The sequence below is a fragment of the Pseudomonas sp. GM33 genome (assembly GCF_000282295.1).
Classification (GTDB): Bacteria; Pseudomonadota; Gammaproteobacteria; order Pseudomonadales; family Pseudomonadaceae; genus Aquipseudomonas; species Aquipseudomonas laurylsulfatiphila.
The window spans coordinates 1-24,726 of record NZ_AKJO01000137.1 but is presented as its reverse complement, the minus strand read 5'-3'; the positions used below and the strand labels follow the sequence as shown (position 1 = coordinate 24,726).

The window sequence follows — 24,726 nt, the reverse complement described above, 5'->3', positions numbered from 1 at the left end:
TCCTACATCTGGCAGCATTACTGCCAGCCAAACCGCCGAATGTAGAACCCCTTCACCGCCTGGGTCAGCGCCATGTACGCCAGCAGGATCACCGGCAGGAACACGAAGTACAGCGACGGCAATGCCTGCAGCTTGAAGTAGTGCGCCAGCGGGCCCATCGGCAGGAAAATCCCCACGGCCATGATCAGCCCGGTCATCACCAGCAACGGCATGGCCGCGCGGCTTTGCAGAAACGGGAGCTTCGGCGTGCGGATCATGTGCACGATCAGGGTCTGGGTCAGCAGCCCGACCACGAACCAGCCGGACTGGAACAGGGTCTGGTGATCCGGGGTATTGGCATCGAACACGTACCACATCAAGGCGAACGTGGTGATGTCGAAGATCGAGCTGATCGGCCCGAAAAACAGCATGAAGCGCCCGACATCCGCCGGCTGCCAGCGCTGCGGTTGCTTGAGCATCTCGTCGTCGACGTTATCGAACGGAATGGCAATCTGCGAAATGTCATAGAGCAGGTTCTGCACCAGCAGGTGCATCGGCAGCATCGGCAGGAAGGGGATGAACGCACTGGCCACCAGCACCGAGAACACGTTGCCGAAGTTCGAACTGGCGGTCATCTTGATGTACTTGAGCATGTTGGCGAAGGTGCGGCGTCCCTCCAGCACGCCCTCCTCCAGCACCATCAGGCTCTTTTCCAGCAGGATGATGTCGGCCGCCTCCTTGGCGATGTCCACGGCGCTGTCCACGGAAATACCAATGTCGGCAGTGCGCAGGGCTGGGGCGTCGTTGATGCCGTCCCCCATGAAACCGACCACATGGCCGTTGCCCTTGAGCAGTCGGACGATGCGCTCCTTGTGCGACGGCGTCAGTTTGGCGAAGACATTGGTGGTTTCCACCGCTTTCGCCAGCTCGGTGTCGCTCATGCGCTCGATGTCGTTGCCCATCAGCAGGCCCTGCTGCTCCAGGCCGACTTCGCGGCAGATCTTCGCCGTCACCAGCTCGTTGTCGCCGGTCAGCACTTTCACCGCCACGCCGTGAGCCGCCAGCGCCTTGAGGGCCGGCGCGGTGCTTTCTTTCGGCGGATCGAGAAAGGCCACATAACCGATCAGCGTCAGGGCCTGTTCATCGGCCAGGCTGTAGGTGTCGCGGCCTTCGATCATCGGCCGCGCGGCAACCGCCACCACCCGCAAGCCCTCGGCGTTGAAGGTGGCCGTGACCTGACGGATGCGCGCCAGCAGTTCTTTGCTCAAGGCTTCATCGACGTCGCCGTGACGCACCCGCGAGCACACCGCCAGCACCTCTTCCACCGCCCCCTTGCAGATCAGCAGGTGCGGTTGATCGCGCTCGGCGACCACCACCGACATGCGCCGGCGAGTGAAGTCGAACGGGATCTCATCAACCTTGCGAAACGCCGTGCCGACTTTCAGTTCACGGTGGATTTCGACGTGTTCGAGCACCGCCACATCCAGCAGGTTCTTCAGGCCGGTCTGGTAGTAGCTGTTGAGGTAGGCCATTTCCAGCACGTCATCCGAGTCGTTGCCCCAGACGTCGACGTTGCGCGCCAGGAAGATCTTGTCCTGGGTCAGGGTGCCGGTCTTGTCGGTGCACAGCACGTCCATGGCGCCGAAGTTCTGGATCGCATCAAGGCGTTTGACGATGACTTTCTTGCGCGACAGGAACACCGCGCCCTTGGCCAGGGTCGAGGTGACGATCATCGGCAGCATTTCCGGGGTCAGACCCACGGCAATCGACAGCGCGAACAGCAGCGCTTCGGTCCAGTCGCCCTTGGTGAAACCGTTGATGAACAACACCAGCGGCGCCATCACGAACATGAAGCGGATCAACAGCCAGCTGACTTTGTTGACGCCGGTCTGGAACGAAGTCGGCGCGCGATCCGTCGCACCGACCCGCTGGGCCAGCGCACCGAAATAGGTGCTGTTGCCAGTGGTGAGGATCACCGCCATGGCCGTTCCGGACACCACGTTGGTGCCCATGAACAGGATGTTGTCCAGATCCAGCGGGTTGAGCGTGTCACGGTCCTGCTGCCGGGAAAATTTTTCCACCGGCATCGATTCGCCGGTCATGGCCGCCTGGCTGACGAACAGGTCCTTGGCGCTGAGCACCCGGCAATCGGCGGGAATCATGTCCCCGGCAGACAGCACGATCAGGTCACCCGGCACCAGTTGTTTGATCGGCAGTTCGATGCGCTGCGCGCGGCGCTCCTCAAGGTCCCGGCGCATCACGGTGGCCGTGTTGCTGACCATGGCCTTGAGGGCATCGGCAGCCTGGTTGGATTTGGTTTCCTGCCAGAAACGCAGCAAGGTCGAGAGCACTACCATGGAGAAAATCACGATGGCGGCTTTCATGTCTTCGGTCAGCCAGGAGATGACCGCCAACAGTGTCAGCAGCAGGTTGAACGGATTCTTGTAGCAGTGCCACAGGTGCGTCCACCAGGGCAGCGGTTGTTCGTGCTCGACTTCGTTGAGGCCGAATTGCTCGCGCAGGGCATCGGCTTCAGGTTCGCTCAAGCCATCGGTGTGGGAGCCGAGTGTGTTGAGCAACTGGCCGGTGTCGCTGCCGGCAGCGGTTACCAGGGTTTGCGCCAGGGTGGGCGGGACTTCACGGCTGACCGTGGTGTCGGTGAAGGTTTCCAGCAACGCCAGGCGACGGAAGTGCCGGGCGATGTGGCGGTTACGCAGGAAGCCTGCGAAGAATTCCTTGAGGGTAAGTTTCATGGCTGGTGCCCCTTTGGTCAGCCGGGAAACCGTCGAGCAGGCAGGTCCACGCCTATGCCGCCGGAACAACCGGCAAGGCAAGGCCTGGCGCGCCGGTCACGAATGACAGGCGTGTCGATAGAGCGGCGGCCACGACAAAAAGTCGAAACCACGCACTGTTCAGTGTCGATGAGAGGGACGTCGGGACACGGCCGGGACTGGCCATGATCAGGATGCCGCTGCTCGCTTGTCGGCGAGACAACGGCACAGGAGACTGCGCGTTATCTTGCCGAGAAAATGCCGGTTACCGAGACCGGCCGACAACTGTCACTCGAACAAGTACCCACTGTGGGTCTCCGTAATGGATGAAAACGCGCGAAGCTTACGCCCCGATGTTTGGAGAGTAAACCCGTTACAAAGTCTTGCAGGGGGAAACGCGGGGTTCTTCAGGAAGGGTTCAGGAATCAATATTTGCGGTGTTATTTCCGGCCCCTTTGCGAGCAAGCCCGCTCCCACAATTGATCTGCGAACACAGGGCAAAATGTGGGAGCGGGCTTGCTCGCGAAGGCGGCCTGTCAGGCGCCGAAAAACTTAGCTCGCGGTCGCCAACAACAGATCCACCACCGAGCGCCCATGCCCGCGATGCTTGCCATGCTCATACAACGAACCGGCAATCTCGTCGGCACGGATCGGCAGGATCGACAGCAAGGTGTCGCTCAGCCCGTGGCTGGCCTGGCAGAAGCCCTGCATATAGAGGCCGGCCTTGCAGCGCTCGTCGGTGATCAGTTTGTAGTTGCGGTCGACTTCAAAGTCACCGAGGTACTCCTCCAGCGGCGCCAGCAGCTTGCGGTGCATCTGCCGCTCGTAACCGGTGGCCAGGACCACGGCGTCGTAGTGACGCACCGAGACTTCACCGGTGGCGTTGTTGCGCAGCACCAGTTCGACGCCGCGTTCGTTGGCGGTGGCCTTTTCGATCGTGGTCAGAGTATGGAACGCATGGCGGGCGATCCCCGAGACCTTCTGCCGGTAGAAGATGCCGTAGATACGCTCGATCAGATCGATGTCCACCACCGAGTAGTTGGTGTTGTGGTACTCGTTGACCAGGCGCTCGCGCTCGCTGTCGGGCTGCTGGAACACCAGGTCGGTGAACTCCGGCGAGAACACTTCGTTGACGAAGGGGCTGTCGTCGGCCGGCTTGAGTGCCGAGCCGCGCAGGATCATGTCCACCTGCACCGACGGGAAGCTGTCGTTCAAATCGATGAAGGCCTCGGCGGCGCTCTGCCCGCCACCGATGATCGCAATGCTCATCGGCTGGTTGTTCACGCACGGCTGCCTGGCCATCTGCGCCAGGTACTGGGAATGGTGGAACACCCGGCCGTCATCCTTGAGCGCCTTGAACACTTCGGGAATACGCGGCGTGCCACCGGCGCTGACCACCACCGAACGGGTGGTGTGTACCTGTTGATGGCCGCTCGTATCACGGGAAATCACCCGCAATGCCTCGACCTGATGGTTGTGCAGCACCGGCTCGATGGTCAGCACTTCTTCGCCGTAGCGGCTTTGTGCCGTGAACTGCCCGGCAACCCAGCGCAGGTAGTCGTTGTACTCCATGCGGCACGGATAGAAGGTGCCCAGGTTGATGAAGTCCACCAGGCGCCCGTGGGCCTTGAGGTAATTGACGAATGAATAAGGGCTGGTCGGGTTGCGCAGGGTTACCAGGTCCTTGAGGAAGGAAATCTGCAACTCGCTCTGGGTTACCAGGGTGTTGCCGTGCCAGCGGTAGTCGGCCTGCTTGTCGAGAAACAGCACATCCAGGTTGCCCTGGCTCGCCCCGCGCTCTTGCAGCGCAATGGCCAGTGCCAGGTTCGACGGGCCGAAACCGACGCCGATCAGGTCGTGAACGAGGGGCGATGCAATTGCCTGTGTCATTTCCAGTGTCCTCTGGATGTTCCCCGCAACAGCGGGGCATTGAACCTAAGTGACCTGACAGGCCTTGGGCCGCACAACAGGTCGTCTGTTGAGTAGGAACGAGGACAATGGAACTAAATTTAACGGGGCTTGATGAATCCCGGAGGATCAGTGGCCTTCCCACTGACGCATCCGCGCACGGCAATGCTTCATGGCATTGACGATGTGCTTTTCCACCAGCGCACGGGAAATGCCCAGTTGCCCGGCGATTTCCAGATGGGACAGGCCCTCGATCTTGCGCAGCAGAAAACTCTCGCGGCACAGCCGTGGCAGTTCCGCCAGGGCACGCTGGAGCATGTCCAGGCGCTGGCCGTGATCGAGGACCTTGTGCGGTGAAGGTATGAAGCTGCTTTCTTCGCTGTCGAGTACGTCCAGTGGCTCGGTGCGCCGCAAGGCGTTGCGCCGATGGTCATCGACGACCAGGTTGAGAGCGGTGCGATAAAGGAATGCCCGGGGCTGCTCGATCGGTGTATCGCTGGAACGCTCCAGGACCCGCAGGTAAGCGTCATGCACCACATCTTCGGCCACCTGACGGTTGCCCAGCCTGGCGTTCAGGAAACACACCAGCTCGCGATAGTAGTTCTCCAACATGACTCCCGTCCGCACGGGGGTGCGGTTGCTGTCCTTGAGCCGTCTCGGCGACCGCTGGAACACGCAGTGGCACGATAGTGGCAGTTTGAGAAGTGTAATTTATAGTAATTCTCATATAGATTTAAAGTACTGCTTCACCGTGCGCGATAAATAGTCCCCCGTAGGTGTTACGTCGTGTGTCTGGGGCTAAATTCCCGGGGGCTTTCATCGTCCTAAGGACAGCTCCCCGTCTCTGCCCGGACGGGCCGATTTCCCAAGGCCGGAACCCTGCATGAAACGCCCCCGACAGACCCGACGCGCCCTGCTTGCAGCACTTTGTCTGATCCCCGTGGTGGCCGTCGCCGCCTGGCAGTTCATCCCGCCGGGCCGCGACCAGTTCACCACCGTCCAGGTCAGCCGCGCCGACATTGAAAGCAGCGTCACCGCCCTGGGCACCCTGCAACCGCGGCGCTATGTCGACGTCGGCGCCCAGGCTTCAGGGCAAATCCACAAGATCCACGTGGAAGTCGGCGACCGGGTCAAGGAAGGCCAGTTGCTGGTGGAAATCGACCCGTCCACACAACAGGCCAAACTCGATGCCGGACGCTTCTCTATCGAAAACCTCAAGGCGCAGTTGCAGGAACAACGGGCGCAACACGAACTGGCCCGGCAGAAATACCAGCGCCAGCAGAATCTCGCCGCCGGCGGCGCCACCCGTGAAGAAGACGTGCAGACCGCCCAGGCCGAACTGCGCGTGACCCAGGCGCGCATCGACATGTTCCAGGCGCAGATCCGCCAGGCCGAAGCCAGCCTGCGCAGCGATCAGGCGGAGCTCGGCTACACGCGGATTTATGCACCGATGGCCGGCACAGTGGTGGCGCTGGATGCCCGCGAGGGCCAGACCCTCAACGCCCAGCAGCAGACACCGCTGATCCTGCGCATCGCCAAACTGTCGCCGATGACCGTGTGGGCCGAGGTCTCGGAGGCCGACATCGGCCACGTCAAACCCGGCATGCACGCCTGGTTCACCACCCTGAGCGGCGGCACCCGGCGCTGGACCAGCACCGTGCGGCAAATCCTCCCCGTGCCGCCCAAGCCTCTGGACCAGACCAGCCAGGGCGGCGGCAGCCCCGCCAGCACCAGCAAAAGCGGGAGTGCCCGCGTGGTGCTGTACACCGTGCTGCTGGACGTCGACAACGCCGACAACGCGCTGATGGCGGAAATGACCACCCAGGTGTTCTTCGTCGCCAGCCAGGCGCAGAACGTCCTCACCGCGCCCATCGCCGCCCTGCAAACCGGCGCACAGCCAGACCTGCAGACCGCACAAGTGGTCGCCAAAAACGGCAGCATCGAACAGCGCAACGTGCGCACCGGCATCAGTGATCGCCTGCGGGTGCAGATCCTCGACGGCCTGCAAGAAGGCGATCACCTGTTGATCGGCCCGGTCGAAGGGAGTGGCGGCTGAATGCAGACGCCCCTGATCAAACTTTCGGACATTCGCAAAGCCTACGGCGGTGGCGACGCGCCTGAAGTTCACGTATTGCGCGGCATTGACCTGTCGATCCATGCAGGGGAGTTCGTGGCGATTGTCGGCGCTTCCGGCTCCGGCAAGTCGACGCTGATGAACATCCTCGGCTGCCTCGACCGTCCGACCTCGGGCGAATACCGCTTCGCCGGGGAAAACGTCGCCGCCCTCGACAGCGACGAACTGGCCTGGCTGCGGCGTGAAGCCTTCGGGTTTGTATTCCAGGGCTACCACCTGATTCCATCCGGTTCGGCCCAGGAGAACGTCGAGATGCCGGCGATCTACGCAGGCTTACCGGCCGCCGAACGCCACGCCCGCGCCGCCGCCCTGCTCGACCGCCTCGGCCTGGCTTCGCGCACCGGCAACCGCCCCCATCAGCTCTCCGGCGGCCAGCAGCAACGGGTGTCGATCGCCCGTGCGCTGATGAACGGCGGCCACATCATTCTCGCCGACGAACCCACCGGTGCCCTCGACAGCCACAGCGGCGCCGAGGTCATGGTCCTGCTCGACGAGCTGGCGAGCCAGGGCCACGTGGTGATCCTCATCACCCACGACCGCGAGGTGGCGGCCCGGGCCAAACGCATCATCGAGATCCGCGACGGCCTGATCATCAGTGACAGCGCCGCTGAAAACCCGACCGTGCAAAACTCGGCCAACCCGGGTGCGCTACAAGCCGTCGACCTGCGCAAGCGCTTGAGTGAAGGCGCAGAAGCCACCGGCGCCTGGAAGGGCGAATTGGTCGATGCCGTGCACGCGGCGTGGCGGGTGATGTGGATCAACAAGTTCCGCACCGCGCTGACCCTGCTCGGGATCATCATCGGCGTCGCCTCGGTGGTGGTCATGCTGGCCGTGGGTGAAGGCAGCAAGCGACAGGTGATGGCGCAGATGGGCGCGTTCGGTTCCAACATCATTTACCTCAGCGGCTCGGCGCCCAATCCGCGCACGCCGATGGGCATCATCACCCTCGACGAGGTCGCGGCGATTGCCAGCTTGCCTCAGGTGATGCGGATCATGCCGGTCAACGGCCAGGAGGCCGGAGTGCGCTTCGGCAACCTTGATCACATGAGCTATGTCGGTGGCAACGACACCAACTTCCCGGCGATCTTCAACTGGCCGGTGGTCGAAGGCAGCTACTTCACCCACGCCGATGAACAGAACGCCGCAGCGGTCGCGGTGATCGGGCACAAGGTGCGGACCAGGCTGCTCAAGGACGTGGCCAACCCGATCGGCCAGTACATCCTGATCGAAAACGTCCCCTTCCAGGTGGTCGGCGTGCTCGCCGAAAAAGGCGCCAGCTCCGGCGACTCCGACAGCGACGACCGCATCGCCATCCCCTACTCCGCCGCCAGCGTGCGCCTGTTCGGCACGCACAATCCCGAGTACATCGCCATCGCCGCCGCCGACGCGCGCAAAGTCAAGGAAACCGAAAAAGCCATCGAGCAATTGATGCTGCGCCTGCACGACGGCAAGCACGATTTCGAACTGACCAACAACGCCGCGATGATCCAGGCCGAGGCACGCACGCAAAACACCCTGTCGCTGATGCTCGGTTCGATTGCCGCCATTTCGCTGCTGGTGGGCGGGATCGGCGTGATGAATATCATGCTCATGACCGTGCGCGAACGTACCCGCGAGATCGGTATCCGCATGGCCACCGGTGCGCGCCAGCGCGACATCCTGCGCCAGTTCCTCACCGAGGCGGTGATGCTCTCGGTGGTGGGCGGCCTCACCGGCATCGCCCTGGCGCTGATCGTCGGTGGCGTGCTGATTTTCAGCGAAGTGGCTGTCGCGTTCTCCCTGATAGCGGTGCTGGGCGCCTTCGGCTGCGCCCTGGTCACCGGTGTTGTTTTCGGCTTTATGCCGGCCCGCAAAGCTGCCCGACTCGACCCGGTCACGGCCCTTACCAGTGAATGATCGATTGATGAAGCCGCCACTCAGTGTGTTAACCCTGTGCCTGTTGCTCAGTGCCTGCAGCACCCCGGCCCAGCGCCCCGACAGCGGCATCCAGCCGCCGGCCGCCTGGCAATCGCCGCACACCGCAGGCGCTGTCCATGACAACCGGCAATGGTGGAACCGCTTCGGCAGCCCGCAACTGGGTCGCCTGATCGAACAGGCGCGGCTCGGCAGTTACGATTTGGCCGCCGCCATCGCCAGAGTGCGCCAGGCCCAGGCCGACACGGTCATCGCCGGCGGCTCGCAACTGCCGGAGGTCAAGGCCGCGGCCAATGCCAATCGCCAGAAACTGATGCGGGGCAGCGGCTACAGTCAGCTCGATGCCGACAGCGATAACGACGCCGTCGACTACTTCAATGCGAACCTGGTGGCCAGCTACGAAATCGATTTCTGGGGCGGCCAGCGCGCCAGCCGCGACAGTGCGCAATTCAGTCTGGACGCCAGCGAGTTCGATCAGGCCACCGTGGAGTTGACCTTGCTCAGCAGCGTGGCCAACAGTTACGCGCAAGCCTTGTCGTTGCAGGAGCAGAGCCGCATCGCCGAGTTGAACCTGGCCAATGCGCAAAGCGTGCTGAAACTGGTACAGACCCGCTTCGATTCGGGCTCGGCCACGGCCCTGGAACTGGCGCAGCAAAAAAGCCTGGTGGCGGCGCAGCAACGCCAGCTGCCGCTGGTGCGGCAACAGACCGAAGAGGCACGAATCAGCCTCGCCGCCCTGCTCGGCCGCCCGGTGCAGGCACTGTCGCTGGGTCAGGAACGCTTCGATCAACTGACCTGGCCCGCCATCGACGCCGGGGTACCCAGCCAGTTGCTCAGCCGCCGTCCGGACATTGCCCGGGCCGAGGCGCAACTGGCCGCCGCCCAGGCCGACGTCACCGTCGCCCGGGCCGCCATGCTGCCCACCGTGACCCTCACCGCCGAAATCGGCTCCGGGGCCGACCGGGCCGACGATATTCTGCGCAGCCCCTTCTACAACCTCAGCGCCGGGCTGCTTGCGCCGGTGTTCAACAACGGCCGCCTCGGCGCCCAGCGCGACAAGGCCACGGCGCGCCAGCAAGAACTGCTGGAAACCTATCGCGGCGCGATCATCAATGGCTTCGCCGACGTCGAAAAAGCCCTCAACAGCATTCGCGGGCTGGATGAACAGCGCGGGTGGCAGAGTGAAGAACTGAGCCAGGCACAGACCGCGTTCAACATCGCGCAAAGCCGTTACCAGGCCGGGGCCGAGGATTTGCTGACGGTCCTGGAAACCCAGCGCACGCTGTATGCGGCGCAGGATTTGAATGTGCAACTGCGCTTGTCGCGGATGCAGGCGAGTATTGCGTTGTACAAGGCGTTGGGTGGGGGGTGGCAGGTTCTTTAATCGTGGTGTCTGTCAGGACGCCTTCGCGAGCAAGCCCGCTCCCACATTTTGACCTGTGTTCGCAGATCAATTGTGGGAGCGGGCTTGCTCGCGAAGGGGCAGGAACATTCAACTTCAATCCCCCTTCTTTCTCGATTTGACGGTAACGCAGTTATCAAGCCTGGCTCTGTTTAGCCTTCAGATTGCGCGCATACCACGGCCGCTGCGGCACCTTGCGGAACAAATCCTTCAGCTTCTTCTCGTCCTCGCCAAAGGTAATGCGCAGCGCCAGCTTCATGGTTTCCGGGTCCATTTCCACTGACTTGCCCGCCTGTAACCCCGGCGTGGTGCTGCAGCCATGGGTGACCGGGCCGAGCCAAGGGTCATCGATTTCGACCCAACGCCCCGGTGCAAACCAGGGCACGCCATTGACCAGCAGCCGACTGACCTGCCCCGGGTGGAAGCGCTCATGGGCGCGGAACCAGTCCTCCAGACGATCGTCGATCCAGCCGTGGAAATGCCAGAACACCGGGTTCACATGGGAGGAAAACGGGTCGCCGAGGAAGTCGTTTTCCGCGGCGAACCAGCGCGCGGAAAAGTCTGCCGGATCACGGGCAAACGGAACCGGCTGACCGTTGGACGGATCGCGCGGCACCGAAGCCCAGCGCATGTGCAGCCAGTCGTGCAGGCCCAGTTCAACCTCCGAGCCGAACTGGCCAAGGGTGAGCGTCGACAGATAACGCGGATCACGGTAGCGCGATTCCCAGACCTGGAAATTGCTGTGATACGTCTCGCCGGTCTTGATGTCACTGACCCATTGCGTGTACTCGTCATCGTCCTCGGCCAGCCAGGTCGGCGGCAGCGCGGTGCCGTCGTGGTTGTCGAAGTATCGGGCGAAGCCGGGCCGGTCCCGCGCCAGCTCCGGTTGCGGCAACGGGAAGTGCGTCCAGGACGGCAGGTCCTGCATCGAACGCGCCGTGCCAAGCATGTGCCGGTGCATGAAGAAAAAGTCCACGCCCGAACCGTTGCGATCCTTGCGCACACCTCGGGCATCGCGCTCCCTGTCTCGCGGGCCGGGTTGCCAGCCGAGCCCGCGCAGGGCGCCGCGCTGGTCTTCGGAGAGCTTGTGCCATTTGTCCCGGGAGGCATGCCAGAGCTGGTGGAACAAACGGTGCTGCGGCGATACCAGCCAGGCCAGCAGGGTCGGATTGAGGCCGCTGCGTTCGCGCGCTTCAGGGAATACCCGCTTGACGGCAATGAAGCGATTGTCCTGGGCCGTCAGCATCAGCGGGCGCTTGAGGTCCAGCACCCGCCCGCTGAGACTGCCGCTGCCGGCGTTGCCGAAACCGGCCCAGACCTCATCCAGGGTCATGTCGAATGCGTACTCGCAACAGCCGCTGGCGCCCAGCAGTCGCCACCCGAGTTGCTTCGGGTTGGCCCTGGACAGATCGCCGAGCACCCGGTAACGGGGCTCCTCGGTGGAGCGCAAACGCTCGGCAGTGTCGAGGAAACCGACGACGCCGCGACCTTTGTGAGCGATGTCGAGAAAGACCTCCAGCCCCTCCAGGGGCAAGCCGTCGAGACCGGCGTCACGACCTTCGAACCGAATCTGCCAGACCCCGCGCAAGGCGTCCGCCAACCGCTGGCCAGCCACGTCCGCCACGTCGAACGAGGCTTCGTCCGGGGTGATCGTCGGGTCCGGTTTGGTCAGTTCGCGATGCCCGTAGTAGACCGCAGGCACGGCGGCACCGGTCAGCGCCAGACCCGCGAGGAACCATCGTCGAGAAATCGTCATTGCCCTACCTGTGTCAGCCATGGAGCAGGCTTTATCCAAGCTAGAACGTTTGTTGTGCCGCAGAATTTAAGAGCTTCGTCGGAACGCCGCCCGGAGCAAGCCCGCTCCCACATTGGAATGCGGTCACCTGTGGGAGCGGGCTTGCTCGCGAAGAGGCCGGTACAAACAACTAAATTCTCAACCCTGCCACTCGTTCCCCCCAGATAGCAAAGGCCCCCGCGCCTGATCCCCGACGGCGAACCTGACTGAGACGGCAATGACAAAACCACGTTCGAAAAAGGCTCTTTTCATCGGCTTGCCGCTGGCCCTGGCGATCAGCGCGGGGGCAGGCTTCGCGGTTTGGGACTACTGGTTCAGGGACAATCCCGGCTACCCGGTGAAGGTGATGAAACAGGCCGATCAACTGCAGGAGCGTATCCTCTCGTTCGACAGCCACATCACCATACCGATGGACTTCGGCACCGCCGGCAACGAAGTCGACAAGGACGGCGAAGGCCAGTTCGACCTGGTCAAGACCGGACGCGGGCGCCTGTCCGGGGCGGCGCTGACGATTTTCGGCTGGCCGGAAATCTGGAACGGCCCCAACGCGCCCCATCGCCCGACCGCCGGCTTCGTCGACGAGGCCCGACACGAGCAGGAAACCCGCTACAGGATCATCAGCGCGATGGTGCGTGACTTCCCCCATCAAGTCGCCATCGCCTACACCCCCGACGACTTCCGTCGCCTGCACGGCGAAGGCAAGTTCGCGATCTTCATCAGCATGCTCAACGCCTACCCGCTGGGCAATGACCTCAACGCCCTGGACAAATGGGCGGCGCGCGGCATGCGCATGTTCGGCTTCAGCTACGTGGGCAACAACGCCTGGGCCGACTCGTCGCGGCCCCTGCCGTTCTTCAATGATTCGCGGGACGCCCTCGGCGGGCTGTCGGACATCGGCAAGCAAGCGGTGCAGCGCCTCAACGACCTGGGCGTGATCATCGATGTGTCGCAGATGTCGACCAAGGCCCTGGAGCAGGTCGCGCACCTGAGCCGCACGCCGATGGTCGCCTCGCACTCGGCGCCGCGCGCCCTGGTGGACATCCCGCGCAACCTCAGCGATGGGGAAATGCAGTTGATCAAGAACAGCGGCGGCGTGGTGCAGATTGTCGGTTTCCCGACCTACATCCGCCCGCTGAGCCAGGCCACCCAGGACAAGCTCAACGCCCTGCGTGCGCGCTTCGACCTGCAACCGCTGCAAGGCCTGGAGATGGCGCTGATGCCGGGTGACCCGGTGATCACCGTCTGGCCCGAGCAGCGTTTCGGCGAATACGCCAGCCAGCTCTATTCGATCCTCGACGAAGAACCCAAGGCCAGCCTCAAGGATTACGGCGACGCGATCGATTACGCCGTGAAAAAAATCGGCATCGACCACGTCGGCATCAGTTCCGACTTCAACGATGGCGGCGGCCTCGACGGCTGGAAAGACGTCAGCGAAGCCCGCAACGTGACCGCCGAACTGATCAGCCGCGGCTACAGCGAGGCCGACATCGCCAAGCTCTGGGGCGGCAATTTCCTGCGGGTCTGGGACCAGGTGCAAAAGTCCTCCCGGCCCGTGGTCCAGAACTGATTTTTCCTTTTGCCAAAGCGAACCGAAGCCATGACCAACCGTCGTTCATTCCTCAAGCAGGCCGGCATTCTGGCGGCCGGCATTCCCCTGGCCTCGACCGTGAACCTGCCGGCACTGGCCGCTGCCCCGGCGCCCTTGCCCAAGGACAAATGGGACCAGTTGCGTCAGCTGTTCACACAGGACCCGAACTACCTGCACTTCGCCAATTTCCTGGTGACCTCGCACCCGCGTCCGGTGCGTGAAGCCATCGAGATGCACCGCGCCAACCTCGATCGCAACCCCGGCCTGGCCATGGACTGGCATCGCGGCGAAACCGAACGCCGCGAAGAAGAGGTGCGCGTCTGGGCCGGTCGTTACCTGAATGCCAAGCCGTCGCAGATCGCCCTGACCGGCAGCACCACCGAAGGCCTGGCGATGATCTACGCCGGCATCCACGTGCGCCCGGACCAGGAAATCCTCACCAGCGAACACGAGCACTACGCCGCCAACAGCGTGTTCGAATACCGTACCCAGAAAGACGGCACCCAGGTTCGCAAGATCAAATTGTTCGAAGACCCGTACAAGGTCTCGACCGCCGAAGTGCTGGCCGCGATTGAACGCAACATTCGCCCCGAGACCCGCGTACTGGGCATGACCTGGGTGCACTCCGGCAGCGGCGTGAAGCTGCCCATCGGCGAGATCGGCAAACTGGTGGAAGAGAAGAACCGCGGCCGCGAGGACAAGGACCGCATCCTCTACGTGATCGATGGCGTCCACGGCTTCGGCGTGGAGAACCTCGACTTCCCGGACATGCATTGCGATTTCTTCATCGCCGGCACCCACAAATGGATGTTCGGCCCACGGGGCACCGGGATCATCTGCGCCCGTTCCGACGAGCTCAAGGACGTGACCCCGACCATCCCGACCTTCTCCGAAGCCACGCAGTTTTCCACGGTGATGACCTACGGCGGCTACCACTCGTTCGAACACCGCTGGGCATTGACCGAAGCCTTCAAATTGCACCTGGATCTGGGCAAGGCCGAGGTCGCGGCACGCATCCATGACATCAACAGCTACCTGAAAAAACGCTTGCAGCAGCACCCGTCGGTGGAGCTGGTCACGCCCCTGTCACCGGAATATTCCGCCGGTTTCACCTTCTTCCGCATCAAGAACCGCGACTGCGAAGAAGTCGCCAATTACCTGATGGATCAGCGCGTGGTGTGCGATGCCGTAGACCGTGATGTCGGGCCGATCATTCGAGTGTCGCCGGGGTTGCTCAATACCCAAGCGCACATCGACAGGTTGATGGAACTGCTGGCCAGCCGGCTCTGACCCACCGCTTTCAAGGAGCGAGAACCCGTATGAAAAGCCCCCTCAAAAACATCGGCGCCCTGATCCTGCTGGGATTGCTCGGCAGTACCGTGCCAGGCCTGGCCCAGGCCTATACGGCGCCATTACCGGGCAAAGTCTTCAAGGATTGTCGTGACTGCCCGGAAATGGTCGTGCTGCCCGCCGGCACCTTCACCATGGGCACCCCGGACGACGAAGTCGGCCGCGAGCCTGATGAAGGCCCGATGCATGAGGTGACGTTCGACAAACCCTTCGCCATGAGCCGTTACCAGATCACCGCCGGCGAATGGAACCAATACATGAAGGAAACCGGCATCACCCTGCCCGATGGCGACACCCGCCCCGGCCGCGCGTGCACCAACGGCAAGCCGAGTTACCCCCAGGGCCCGCGCCAGCCGGCGGTGTGCATGAACTTCGCCGAGGTCAGCGCCTACGTCGCCTGGCTGTCGATGAAAACCGGCCAGCACTACCACATCGTCAGCGAAGCCCAGCGCGAGTACGCGGCCCGTGGCGGATCGACGGGCGCGTTCCCCTTCCCGTTCGACCCCGGCACCGAGTACAGCATCGCCACCCACGCCAACACCTACGGCCCGACCGACGGCTACAGCTACAGCTCGCCGGTCGGCAGCTACCCAGCGAATGCCTTTGGCATGTACGACATGCATGGCAACGTCTACGAGTGGATCGCCGACTGCTACCACCCGGACTACGTCGGCGCACCCACCGACGGCAGCGCCTGGACCGAGCCTGACTGCGACACCCTGCGCATCCGTGGCAACGACTGGGGCGAAGCACCGGTGTTTTCCCGTTCGGGCAACCGCAACGACATCGACCCGCAGACCCGTGGCGACTGGATCGGATTCCGTGTAGTACGCAGTCTCTAACCTCCCCCCATACCTTGTGGGAGCGGGCTTGCTCGCGAAGGCGTCGTGTCAGCCAACATCAATTTTTCTGACCCGCCGCCTTCGCGAGCAAGCCCGCTCCCACAGGGGTTTATGTAACTCCCCAGCCACCAGTCGCCCCGCCTTTAAATTAAGCCCTCCATCAGACGTTCTACTGGGTATCTGCCTCAAGACCCAAGGAACCCTCTGCTCATGACTCAGCCAACGCGCGGTGCAATTCATGAATTGTTCAGCCTCCTGAAACCGTTCCGGCTCGTCGTCAGTCTGTCGATCCTCCTGGGCATGGTCGGCGGCCTGAGCGTCACGGTGCTGCTGGCCACCATCAACAACGCGCTGCATTCGTCGGACGGCCTGACCCAGGGCGTGGTCGCGCTGTTCGGCGGCCTGTGCCTGCTGGCCCTGGGCAGTTCGATCTGCTCGGACATCGGCACCAACTACGTCGGCCAGCACATCATTGCCAAACTGCGCAAAGAGCTGGGGGAGAAAGTGCTCTCGGCGCCCATCGAGCAGATCGAGCGCTACCGCAGCCACCGGCTGATCCCGGTGCTGACCCACGACGTCGACACCATCAGCGACTTCGCCTTCGCCTTCGCGCCGCTCGCCATTTCCCTGACCGTGACCCTCGGCTGCATGGGTTACCTGGCGATGCTGTCGTGGCCGATGTTCCTGATGATGGTGCTGGCGATTGCCATCGGCACCGGCATCCAGTTCTACGCGCAGGGCAAGGGTATCCAGGGGTTCATGGCCGCCCGCGACGCCGAAGACGAATTGCAGAAGCACTACAACGCCATTGCCGGCGGCGCCAAGGAATTGCGTATCCACCGTCCGCGCCGCCAGCGCATGTTCGTCAAGGGCATCCAGGGCACCGCCGATTTCATCTGCAACACCCAGGTACGTTCGATCAACACCTTCGTGATCGCCAAGACCCTCGGCTCGATGCTGTTCTTCGTGGTCATCGGCCTGGCACTGGCCCTGCAATCCTTCTGGCCCAGCGCCGACCAAGCGGTGATGAGCGGATTCGTGCTGGTGCTGCTGTACATGAAAGGCCCGATCGAGCACCTGGTCAGCACCTTGCCGATCGTGAGTCGGGCGCGCATCGCCTTCCGCCGCATCGCCGAACTGTCGAGCCGGTTTTCCTCGCCGGAACCGCACCTGCTGCTCAACGCCCCAGGCACCCCGCCGGCCGTGGTCGACAGCCTGCAACTGAACAACGTCAGCTACGCCTTCCCCGCCGCACCGGGCAGCGACGCGTTTCGCCTGGGCCCGGTGAACCTGAGCATGGCGCAAGGCGACATCATTTTCATCGTCGGCGAAAACGGCTGCGGCAAGACCACGCTGATCAAGTTGCTGCTGGGCCTCTACGCCCCGCAACACGGCGAAATCCTGCTCAACGGCCAAGGCATCGATGCTCACAATCGAGACGACTACCGCCAGTTGTTCACCACGATCTTTGCCGACTACTACCTGTTCGATGACTTGGTGCAGGGTGACCAGCACATTCCCGAAGATGCCAATGCCTACCTGCAACGCCTGGAAATTGCGCACAAGGTCAGCGTCAGGGACGGCAGTTTCACCACCACCGACCTGTCCACCGGCCAGCGCAAGCGCCTGGCCCTGGTCAATGCCTGGCTGGAAGAACGCCCGGTGCTGGTGTTCGACGAATGGGCCGCCGACCAGGACCCGACCTTCCGCCGCATCTTCTACACCGAGCTGCTGCCGGACCTCAAACGCCTGGGCAAGACCATCATCGTCATCTCCCACGACGACCGCTATTTCGACATGGCCGATCAACTGGTGCGCATGGAGTCGGGCCGGGTCGTCACCGAGCGCGCGACTGCCTGACACCGGTGGTTGCACGCAGGTTGTTGTTTTTTGAAGTTTGTTTTCCGGTTTAGGCAAAGTGGTACGTCTAATAATAATTATCATTAACTAAAAAACTGCACACACCCTTCTGGAGCGATTCGAGCAATGCAAAGCCTTACTCTGTCCCGCGCACCCTTGGCATTAGCCATCGATCGGCAAAAGAAATTCCGAACGGTCGTGCCGGGCGCGCTGTTGACCCTGTTGCTGCTGGGTACTTCCCAGGTCGAAGCGGCCCCGGTAAACGTCAACGTGCCGGCCCAGTCGCTGGCCAGTGCATTGCGCGAACTGGGCCAGCAGACCAACCTGCAGATTCTCTACAGCCAGGACATGGTCAACGGCATCAAGTCCACGGCAGTGTCCGGCAACATGGAACCGGAACAGGCACTGAAAACCTTGCTGCTGGGGAGCGGCATCAATTTTCAGTTGAATGGCAACACCGTGTCGCTGGTGCCGGCGGTCGGTGACTCCAGTGCATTGCAGCTGGGTGCGACTTCCATCACCGGCGTGGCGTTGGGGCCGACCACCGAAGGCACGCACTCCTACACCAGCGATGAAGTGACCATCGGCAAAGGCAACATCAAGGTCAAGGACATCCCGCAGTCGGTGTCCGTCGTCACGCGCCAGCGCATGGACGACCAGAACATGAACAGCCTGCAGGACGCCATGCGCCAGGTCACCGGCGTGACCATCAAGACCTACAACTCCGGTTCCAGCCTCAACGACGTCTACATGCGCGGATTCCTCGTCGACCAGGTGCAGGTCGACGGCGTCTCGCAACCCACCGGCCAGGGCGACATGGCCACCAGTTTCGACCTGGCGATGTACGACCGCATCGAAGTGCTGCGCGGTCCGTCGGGCCTGTACCAGGGCGCGGGTGAACCCGGCGGTACGATCAACGTGGTGCGCAAGCGCGCCCTGGGTAAATTCGCCCTCGGTGGCGAACTGGCCGCTGGCTCCTACGATCATTACCGTTCCATGGTCGATGTCACCGGCCCGCTGAACGACCAGGGCACCGTGCGCGGACGCTTCATCACCGCCTACGAGAACAACCAGTCCTTCGTCGACTACGCGCAGAACGAACGCCCGATGGTCTATGGTCGCCTGGAATTCGACCTCGACCCGGCCACCACCTTGTCGGTCGGTGGCGCTTACCAGAAGAACAACTCCACCCCGGCGTTCGGCTTGCCGGCCTATGCCGACGGCACGTTGCTGGACGTTCCGCGCTCGACCTTCGTCGACGCCAAGTGGAACACCCTGAACGAGAAGGTCTGGGAATCCTTTGCCGAAGTTGATCACGAACTGGACAACGGCGGTCAGTTCAAGACCACCCTGACCTACCGCGACGCCGAAACCCCGGAGCGTAACTTCACCTGGGCCGACGGCGCGGTCGACCCGGCCACCGGTGACAGCTGGGCCGTGGCCTACGACTACTACACCCACATCAAGACCATCGGTGTCGACAGCTTCGTCACCACGCCCTTTGAGTTCGCCGATCGCCGCCACGAGTTCACCCTGGGCGCCGAGTACCAGCACCTGGACAAGGACTTCACCTACGGCGGCGGCGAGTACTTCCCGATCAACGTATGGGATCCGGGCAGCATCGACATTCCCCGCAACGACTATGCGCACGTCAACGGCAACTGGTCCAAGTCCGACCAGTACGGGGTCTATACCCGTGCCAAGTTCAACGTCACCGACTGGCTCGATGTCATCGGCGGCAGCCGTGTGACCTGGTACGAAGCCGACGCGAAGAACGCCAATGCCTTCTTCAACAACTTCGGCGAAGCCCACACCAGCATCAACCGCAAGGTCGTGCCGTACGGTGCCCTCATCGGCAAGATCACCCCGGAACTGTCGACCTACTTCAGCTACACCGGCGTGTTCAAGCCGCAGAGTGAAATCGGCACGGACGGCCAGCCGGTCGGCCCGCGCAAAGGCAAGCAGTACGAGATCGGCCTCAAGCGCGAGTTCTACGACGGTCGCCTGAACGCCAGCATCGCGGCGTTCCGCATCTACGATGAAAACCGCGCCGAATACGACAACAACTCCGGTGCCTACATGACCGAAGGCCGGGCACGCAGCGAGGGTTGGGAAACCGAGCTGAGCGGCAACCTGACCGAGAACTGGAGCATCGTCACCGGTTACGCCTACACCTCCACCAAGTTCCTGGACGGCGACGCGGCCAACAAAGGCAAGACCTTCAACACCATCACGCCCAAGCACAACTTCAACCTGTGGACCAAGTACGAGTTCACCGACGGTCCGCTCAAGGACTTCAGCGTCGGCGGTGGCGTGCGGGCGGTCAGCGACACCTACTACCAGCGTGACGTGAAGTTCCAGCAAGGCGGCTTTGCAATCACCACGGCGCAGGTCGGCTACAAATTCAACGAAAACCTGTCGTCGACACTGACCGCCAACAACCTGTTCGACCGCAAGTACTACGACCGCGTGGATGCGTCTTGGGGCACCAACTTCTACGGCGACCCGCGCACCGTGACCCTGAGCCTGCGCGCGCAGTACTGATTGCCGGCAGCTAATGCCTGTCAGCCGAGGCGCAGAACCTGTGGGAGCGAGCTTGCTCGCGATGACGATTGCACAGTCAACATCATCGTTGACTGACATTGCGCTATCGCGAGCAAGCTCGCTCCCACAGAAGTTGCAGCGGCCAAAGCCTTGCCAGATTCTGTTTTCTGAGGCGTGCATGTGACAACTCGGCGCTCTCTGCCTATCCTGCAAGGCAGTCTTTGCCCCCCTCACAACACACCATTCATGGATCGAAAATGGCGACGCCAGCGGATGACCCCAACAGCGCCATCAACGAGCAAGGTAGCCGCGCGAAGCTGTCCAGGCCCCTGCCCATCGACCTGCGCGGACTGATTCTGTTCTTCGTCCTGCTGTCGGTCCTCGCGACGCTGTGCAACAGCCTCTACGTCGCTTACCGGGTGCAGCGTCAGTCCCTGATCCATACGACGCTTGAGGCCAACGCAGCCTATGCCGCAAAAGTCGCTTCCAGCATCGGTGAGTTCCTGAATTCGGCGCACAGTCGCTTGAACTACAGCGCCACGACCCTCGGCCAGCACTGGAACGACCCCGAAGTGCTGCGCAAAGAAGCCATCCGCCTGCAAGCCCAGGATGCCGACTTCAACTCCATTGCCATTGTGGATGCGGCAGGCAAAGTCCTGCAGGCCTATCCGGATACCTCGCAGATTGTCGGCGCCACATTGACCTCGGAGGGCATCCAGCAGGCGCTCAAGGAACGTCGTCCAGCGGTCAGCGCCGCTTACGTTTCGGCGGCGGGCAACCTGGTGGTGTTCATTTCACAACCGGTTTTCAACCCGTCAGGGGCGTTCCTCGGCGTCGTCGGCGGCTCGGTCTACCTGCTCAAGCAAAGCACCTTTCATACGATCATCAGCCGTCACTTCCATCACGAAGGGACCTTTGCGTTCATCGCCGACGGCAATCGGCGGCTGCTGTATCACCCGGATCAGAAGCGCATCGGTGAGGTCCTGGGCTGGAGCCTGACGGTCGATGCGGCCTTGCGCGGCGAACGTGGCTCCCTGGAAGGCCCGAACTACAAAGGTGTGCCCATGCTCGCCGGTTTTGCCCAGGTGCCGGACGCCAACTGGGCGGTTGTCGCGCAACAACCCCGGGACCTCAGCCTGGCGCCGCTGGGACAACTCATGCGCGACATGGTCCTGGACATGATCCCTGCCGGGCTGTTGGGCCTGGGGCTGATTTTGCTCGGGACAGCACTGATCGCCCGCCCGTTGCGCCAGTTATCAGCTGCCGCCGACCAGTTGGCCGCCCCGCAAACGACCGAGCAACTGCGGCAAGTCCATGCCTGGTACCGCGACGCATCGGCCATTCGCCAGGCCATGCTGACCGGTGTGCAGCTGCTCCAGCAAAAGCTTGGCCAGCTCAGCCACGAAGCGCAAAGCGATCCCCTGACCGGCCTGGCCAATCGAAGGGCCATGGGCGGCGTACTGGATCTGCTGGCAAAAACCGGGCAAGCCTATTCGGTGCTGGCGCTGGATATCGATCACTTCAAAAAGGTCAACGACACCTTCGGGCATGACGCCGGTGACGTGGCCCTGAAGGAGGTCGCCGACATACTCAAGCAGAACTCCCGGACCGGCGACCTCGCCTGCCGCGCCGGTGGTGAAGAGTTCGCGCTGATCCTTCCGGATACGCCGCTGGATACCGCCAGGGTCATTGCCGAGCGGATACGCGAGCACATCGCACAGACCGAGGTGCCGCAGGTTGGAAAGCTGACGATGTCCATCGGCGTGGCTTGCCGGAGTGCGGACACCCCGATGCCCGAAAGCGTACTGAAGCTGGCCGATGAGCGTCTCTATCTGGCCAAGCAGAGCGGGCGCAACCGGGTGATGGCGTAGACGTCGCTTAATGGCCGGGTAAAACAGGTCGATTCAGGCCGTCACTGCGTGGGCTCTTTCACTTCGTCCTTCGAACCACTTGAGGTCGCGGCATCCTTTTCTGCCGCTTGCGAATCGGCGCCGGAGTTTGAGCCCGCGGCCTCCTCGCCCTTCTTGTCGGCCTTCTCGTCTTTGGCTTCAGCGCCTTGAGGCTGATTGATGCCAGGCACGGCAGCAGGCGGGACAGCGGAACCCGCCGTCGCGCTCTCGGCGACCAGTGCCAAAAAAGAACCCGTCGACAGCAGACCCGCAGCCATGAGTGCGAGCATTTTCCTGTTCATTATCTGGGTCTCCCCGGTGAGGTATAAACCTTGGAAGACCCGGCATCGGGAAAGGTGCTGGCTCGCTGACGAACGGTGAGGCGCCGGGGTCAGGAATCGACCTTGCTGTCGTGCGCGTCGGCCCTGAGCTGCTCGGTATCGACGCGCACAAACGTGGAGTCCCCGACAGCGGTCAGCACGTCCCCGGCGAAAACCTCACAGATGACGCGACTTTTGCGCCCGACATCACCCTCGACTCTTGCCCGCAATGTCAGGCGTACGCCCATCGGGGTAGGCTTGATGTACTTGATGCCCAGGTTACCGGTGACGCAAGTGACGTGGGGCAAACTGCCCACTTCGCGCTGTTCGGCGCGGTAGTGATAAGCCATCGCGGCCCAGTTGGAGTGGCAATCGACCAGCATCGCGATCAAACCGCCGTAAACCAGACCCGGCCAGCCGCAATACTTGTCATCGGGCATATGCTCGGCCATGACATGCACCCCGTCTTCATGCCAGAAGCTCTTGATGTGCAGCCCGTGCGGGTTCTGGCTGCCGCAGCCATAACAAACGCCTTCAGGCGCGGCGATGTCTTGAAGCGAAATTTCCTGCGTGGTCATGGCGTGTTCGTCCTAAGTAGCAGGTGGTTCAAAGCGGGCCGGGTCGCAACGGATCGCAACGGCTGATCAATAAGGAGGAGACGCTTTTCTCTTTCCCGGCGGGCGTGAACGGCGGGTAGCATCGGGCCGATGTCGATATTACATAGCCGATACACGATGCGGAAGATAGCTCGGCAACCCCGTCCGTAGCTTGAGAACTACTCCCTCAGGCGTGAAAATTGCTGAACCACAAACGCCCCCACGGTGACCGCGCAGGCTACCCACGCACACGCCACCTGCCAATGCTTGAAAGGGCCGAGTACATCCCCCATCAGGAAACCGGTCGAAAGCAGAAACATAAACAATGAAATGGCCGCCAGGATGACGCGTGGAATCGCCATTACCCACCGCCACCAGGCTCCGGGTACAAAGCGCCGTGCGCCCCAACGAGTCAACACGGTCAGTCCCGCCAGCAAGGGGGCAAAAATAATCAGCAGCAGCGGAAAGATGTAGAGCGTCAACGTGAGTTCGACTTCCCCGCCATCCTCGCCGGGTGTGTAGAAACTTTCCACCCAGATGTCCCTGCACAGGGCGGCGGTGAGAAAAATGACGGCGACAGGGGCGATGGGGAATATCAGGCAACTGATGAGGTTTTTTCTAAGATCCGACATTGAATCGTCCTTGGTTTTTTTCAGGACACCGATGGGCTGGGGGTAGCCATCAACCGGGCAACAGGTTTCATGAACGAACAATCCTTTTCGTGCCAGTCGGGCGGTGAATTTAGCAGTTTTTTTCAGATCGTAAGGGCTGTACTTCCCACGGCCAACCGCAAACTTCCGTAGGACTCTTCCTGCCGACTCCGGGGATTTCAACGTTCATTGATAAGGCATAACAACAGGTCAAGACCTACTCGACAGCGCCTGTTTAAGCGGCCTACAGGTTACTTCATGAAAGCCACAACGCCTTGCGTCGTTGCCTACAGGTACGCCAGAATCCGCCGGCTTGTGCGTCTTGGGGGTCGTCGGTAACTTGGTTCGGGTCACTGATTGTCAGTGATCGGGTTTAGTAGCCCGGCCAAGGTAAGAGCGGTCGCATGAGTATCATCAGTCAGGTATTCGCCTTTGCTTGATGGTGGCTGTGCGCATGGCGTCCTCGGGCGCGCCGGTTTTTGCTTACCTCACCGGTCTACTAACTTGCGCACAGCTGCCACCCCCTTCGTTTAGTAGCGAACTGGTGCGGCCCTCTTTAAAGGTAAGTATCTATGTTCAAAGTTACTCCGAGTCCGCCGGACACCGACCCGGCCTCCCCACACGAAAGTTCCGAATCAAAACAAATCCACGAAACCGCCGATTGCGCCTTCGATCCAGGCCCCAACATCATGGCCACCCCGCGCGCACCCAGCACGATGTTCATCGTCAACCCCGAACTCAGTACCGAAACCCTGCTGGTGCACGCCTGTGAGTCGCTGGCGTCGGCCAATGTCATGGCCAACGATCTGGTGGATCATTTGCAGGGGACGAGTCGCAATGCGCTGTTGGGGATTGCGCAGGTGATCATGCTGGGGGAACTGGCGGTGAATCGGGCGCTGGATCGACTTGATCCGCCCTGACCACAATCTCCGGATCACCGATAGACCTGTGGGAGCGAGCTTGCTCGCGATGGCGGTGGGTCAGACACATAGATGTTGAATGTACGACCGCTATCGCGAGCAAGCTCGCTCCCACAGGGATTGCATTTAACTGATCGGCATCCGTTAATCCCCTCACAACAAATCAGCCCAGACTCTCGCCAATCTGCGCCGCCAACTGCACCAGCATCCCCGGTACTTCCTGGACCATCTCGCTCATGCGCGTGAGTCGCTGGCGTCGGCCAA

17 protein-coding genes are annotated in these 24,726 nt (G+C 62.2%); 10 read left to right on the top strand and 7 right to left on the bottom strand.

All coding sequences use genetic code 11. From position 1 onward, the window contains the following. Window positions 1-17 precede the first annotated feature (17 nt). From mgtA to PMI26_RS06640, 3 genes are all read right to left on the bottom strand, one after another. Window positions 18-2,732: a magnesium-translocating P-type ATPase gene (gene mgtA / locus PMI26_RS06630; protein ID WP_007977966.1), complete on the bottom strand. Its 2,715-nt coding sequence runs from the start codon at window positions 2,730-2,732 to the stop codon at window positions 18-20. A 570-nt stretch (window positions 2,733-3,302) separates the two neighbouring features. Then, on the bottom strand, window positions 3,303-4,640 hold the full coding sequence (locus PMI26_RS06635) for a lysine N(6)-hydroxylase/L-ornithine N(5)-oxygenase family protein (RefSeq protein ID WP_007977964.1): 1,338 nt from the start codon (window positions 4,638-4,640) through the stop codon (window positions 3,303-3,305). A 147-nt stretch (window positions 4,641-4,787) separates the two neighbouring features. Beyond that, window positions 4,788-5,270, bottom strand: coding sequence for a sigma-70 family RNA polymerase sigma factor (locus PMI26_RS06640; protein ID WP_007977962.1), 483 nt, complete (start codon window positions 5,268-5,270; stop codon window positions 4,788-4,790). A gap of 271 nt (window positions 5,271-5,541) precedes the next feature. On the opposite strand from PMI26_RS06640, the gene PMI26_RS06645 reads away from it, so the two are divergent. The 3 genes from PMI26_RS06645 to PMI26_RS06655 are packed head-to-tail and all read left to right on the top strand — an operon-like array spanning window position 5,542 to window position 10,090. Continuing rightward, on the top strand, window positions 5,542-6,714 hold the full coding sequence (locus PMI26_RS06645; RefSeq protein ID WP_007977959.1) for an efflux RND transporter periplasmic adaptor subunit: 1,173 nt from the start codon (window positions 5,542-5,544) through the stop codon (window positions 6,712-6,714). Beyond that, entirely contained in the window at window positions 6,715-8,688 is a 1,974-nt protein-coding gene (locus PMI26_RS06650) for a MacB family efflux pump subunit (RefSeq protein WP_007977957.1), read from the top strand. 7 nt (window positions 8,689-8,695) lie between these two features. Further along, window positions 8,696-10,090, top strand: a complete 1,395-nt coding sequence (locus tag PMI26_RS06655; RefSeq protein WP_007977955.1) for an efflux transporter outer membrane subunit — start codon at window positions 8,696-8,698, stop codon at window positions 10,088-10,090. Between the two features lie 154 nt (window positions 10,091-10,244). Here PMI26_RS06655 and pvdP read toward each other — a convergent pair whose 3' ends face one another. After that, window positions 10,245-11,864: a pyoverdine maturation tyrosinase PvdP gene (gene pvdP / locus PMI26_RS06660; RefSeq protein ID WP_007977953.1), complete on the bottom strand. Its 1,620-nt coding sequence runs from the start codon at window positions 11,862-11,864 to the stop codon at window positions 10,245-10,247. 256 nt (window positions 11,865-12,120) lie between these two features. On the opposite strand from pvdP, the gene pvdM reads away from it, so the two are divergent. From pvdM to PMI26_RS06690, 6 genes are all read left to right on the top strand, one after another. Then, the gene (gene pvdM / locus PMI26_RS06665) at window positions 12,121-13,470 is read left to right on the top strand and encodes a pyoverdine-tailoring dipeptidase-like protein PvdM (protein WP_007977951.1); all 1,350 of its coding nucleotides are present in this window, start codon (window positions 12,121-12,123) and stop codon (window positions 13,468-13,470) included. Between the two features lie 30 nt (window positions 13,471-13,500). Continuing rightward, on the top strand, window positions 13,501-14,781 hold the full coding sequence (gene pvdN / locus PMI26_RS06670; RefSeq protein WP_007977949.1) for a pyoverdine-tailoring periplasmic protein PvdN: 1,281 nt from the start codon (window positions 13,501-13,503) through the stop codon (window positions 14,779-14,781). 29 nt (window positions 14,782-14,810) lie between these two features. Beyond that, on the top strand, window positions 14,811-15,683 hold the full coding sequence (gene pvdO / locus PMI26_RS06675; RefSeq protein ID WP_007977947.1) for a dihydropyoverdine dehydrogenase: 873 nt from the start codon (window positions 14,811-14,813) through the stop codon (window positions 15,681-15,683). Window positions 15,684-15,893: 210 nt separating this feature from the next. Further along, window positions 15,894-17,543, top strand: coding sequence for a cyclic peptide export ABC transporter (locus PMI26_RS06680; RefSeq protein ID WP_007977945.1), 1,650 nt, complete (start codon window positions 15,894-15,896; stop codon window positions 17,541-17,543). Between the two features lie 126 nt (window positions 17,544-17,669). Beyond that, window positions 17,670-20,087, top strand: coding sequence for a TonB-dependent siderophore receptor (locus tag PMI26_RS06685; protein ID WP_007977943.1), 2,418 nt, complete (start codon window positions 17,670-17,672; stop codon window positions 20,085-20,087). A gap of 257 nt (window positions 20,088-20,344) precedes the next feature. Then, the gene (locus tag PMI26_RS06690) at window positions 20,345-21,958 is read left to right on the top strand and encodes a sensor domain-containing diguanylate cyclase (RefSeq protein ID WP_007977941.1); all 1,614 of its coding nucleotides are present in this window, start codon (window positions 20,345-20,347) and stop codon (window positions 21,956-21,958) included. A gap of 41 nt (window positions 21,959-21,999) precedes the next feature. Here PMI26_RS06690 and PMI26_RS06695 read toward each other — a convergent pair whose 3' ends face one another. The 3 genes from PMI26_RS06695 to PMI26_RS06705 all read right to left on the bottom strand — a co-directional run bounded on the left by PMI26_RS06695 (window position 22,000) and on the right by PMI26_RS06705 (window position 23,605). After that, window positions 22,000-22,278: a hypothetical protein gene (locus PMI26_RS06695; RefSeq protein ID WP_007977939.1), complete on the bottom strand. Its 279-nt coding sequence runs from the start codon at window positions 22,276-22,278 to the stop codon at window positions 22,000-22,002. 89 nt (window positions 22,279-22,367) lie between these two features. Further along, window positions 22,368-22,874 (bottom strand): PaaI family thioesterase, encoded by a 507-nt coding sequence (locus PMI26_RS06700; RefSeq protein ID WP_007977937.1) that lies wholly within the window; start codon window positions 22,872-22,874, stop codon window positions 22,368-22,370. A 197-nt stretch (window positions 22,875-23,071) separates the two neighbouring features. Beyond that, a complete protein-coding gene (locus PMI26_RS06705) occupies window positions 23,072-23,605 on the bottom strand; it encodes a hypothetical protein (RefSeq protein WP_157222284.1) in 534 nt (177 codons plus the stop codon). 509 nt (window positions 23,606-24,114) lie between these two features. Here PMI26_RS06705 and PMI26_RS06710 point away from each other — a divergent pair. Beyond that, window positions 24,115-24,462 (top strand): DUF6124 family protein, encoded by a 348-nt coding sequence (locus PMI26_RS06710; RefSeq protein WP_007977933.1) that lies wholly within the window; start codon window positions 24,115-24,117, stop codon window positions 24,460-24,462. Window positions 24,463-24,726: the final 264 nt, after the last annotated feature.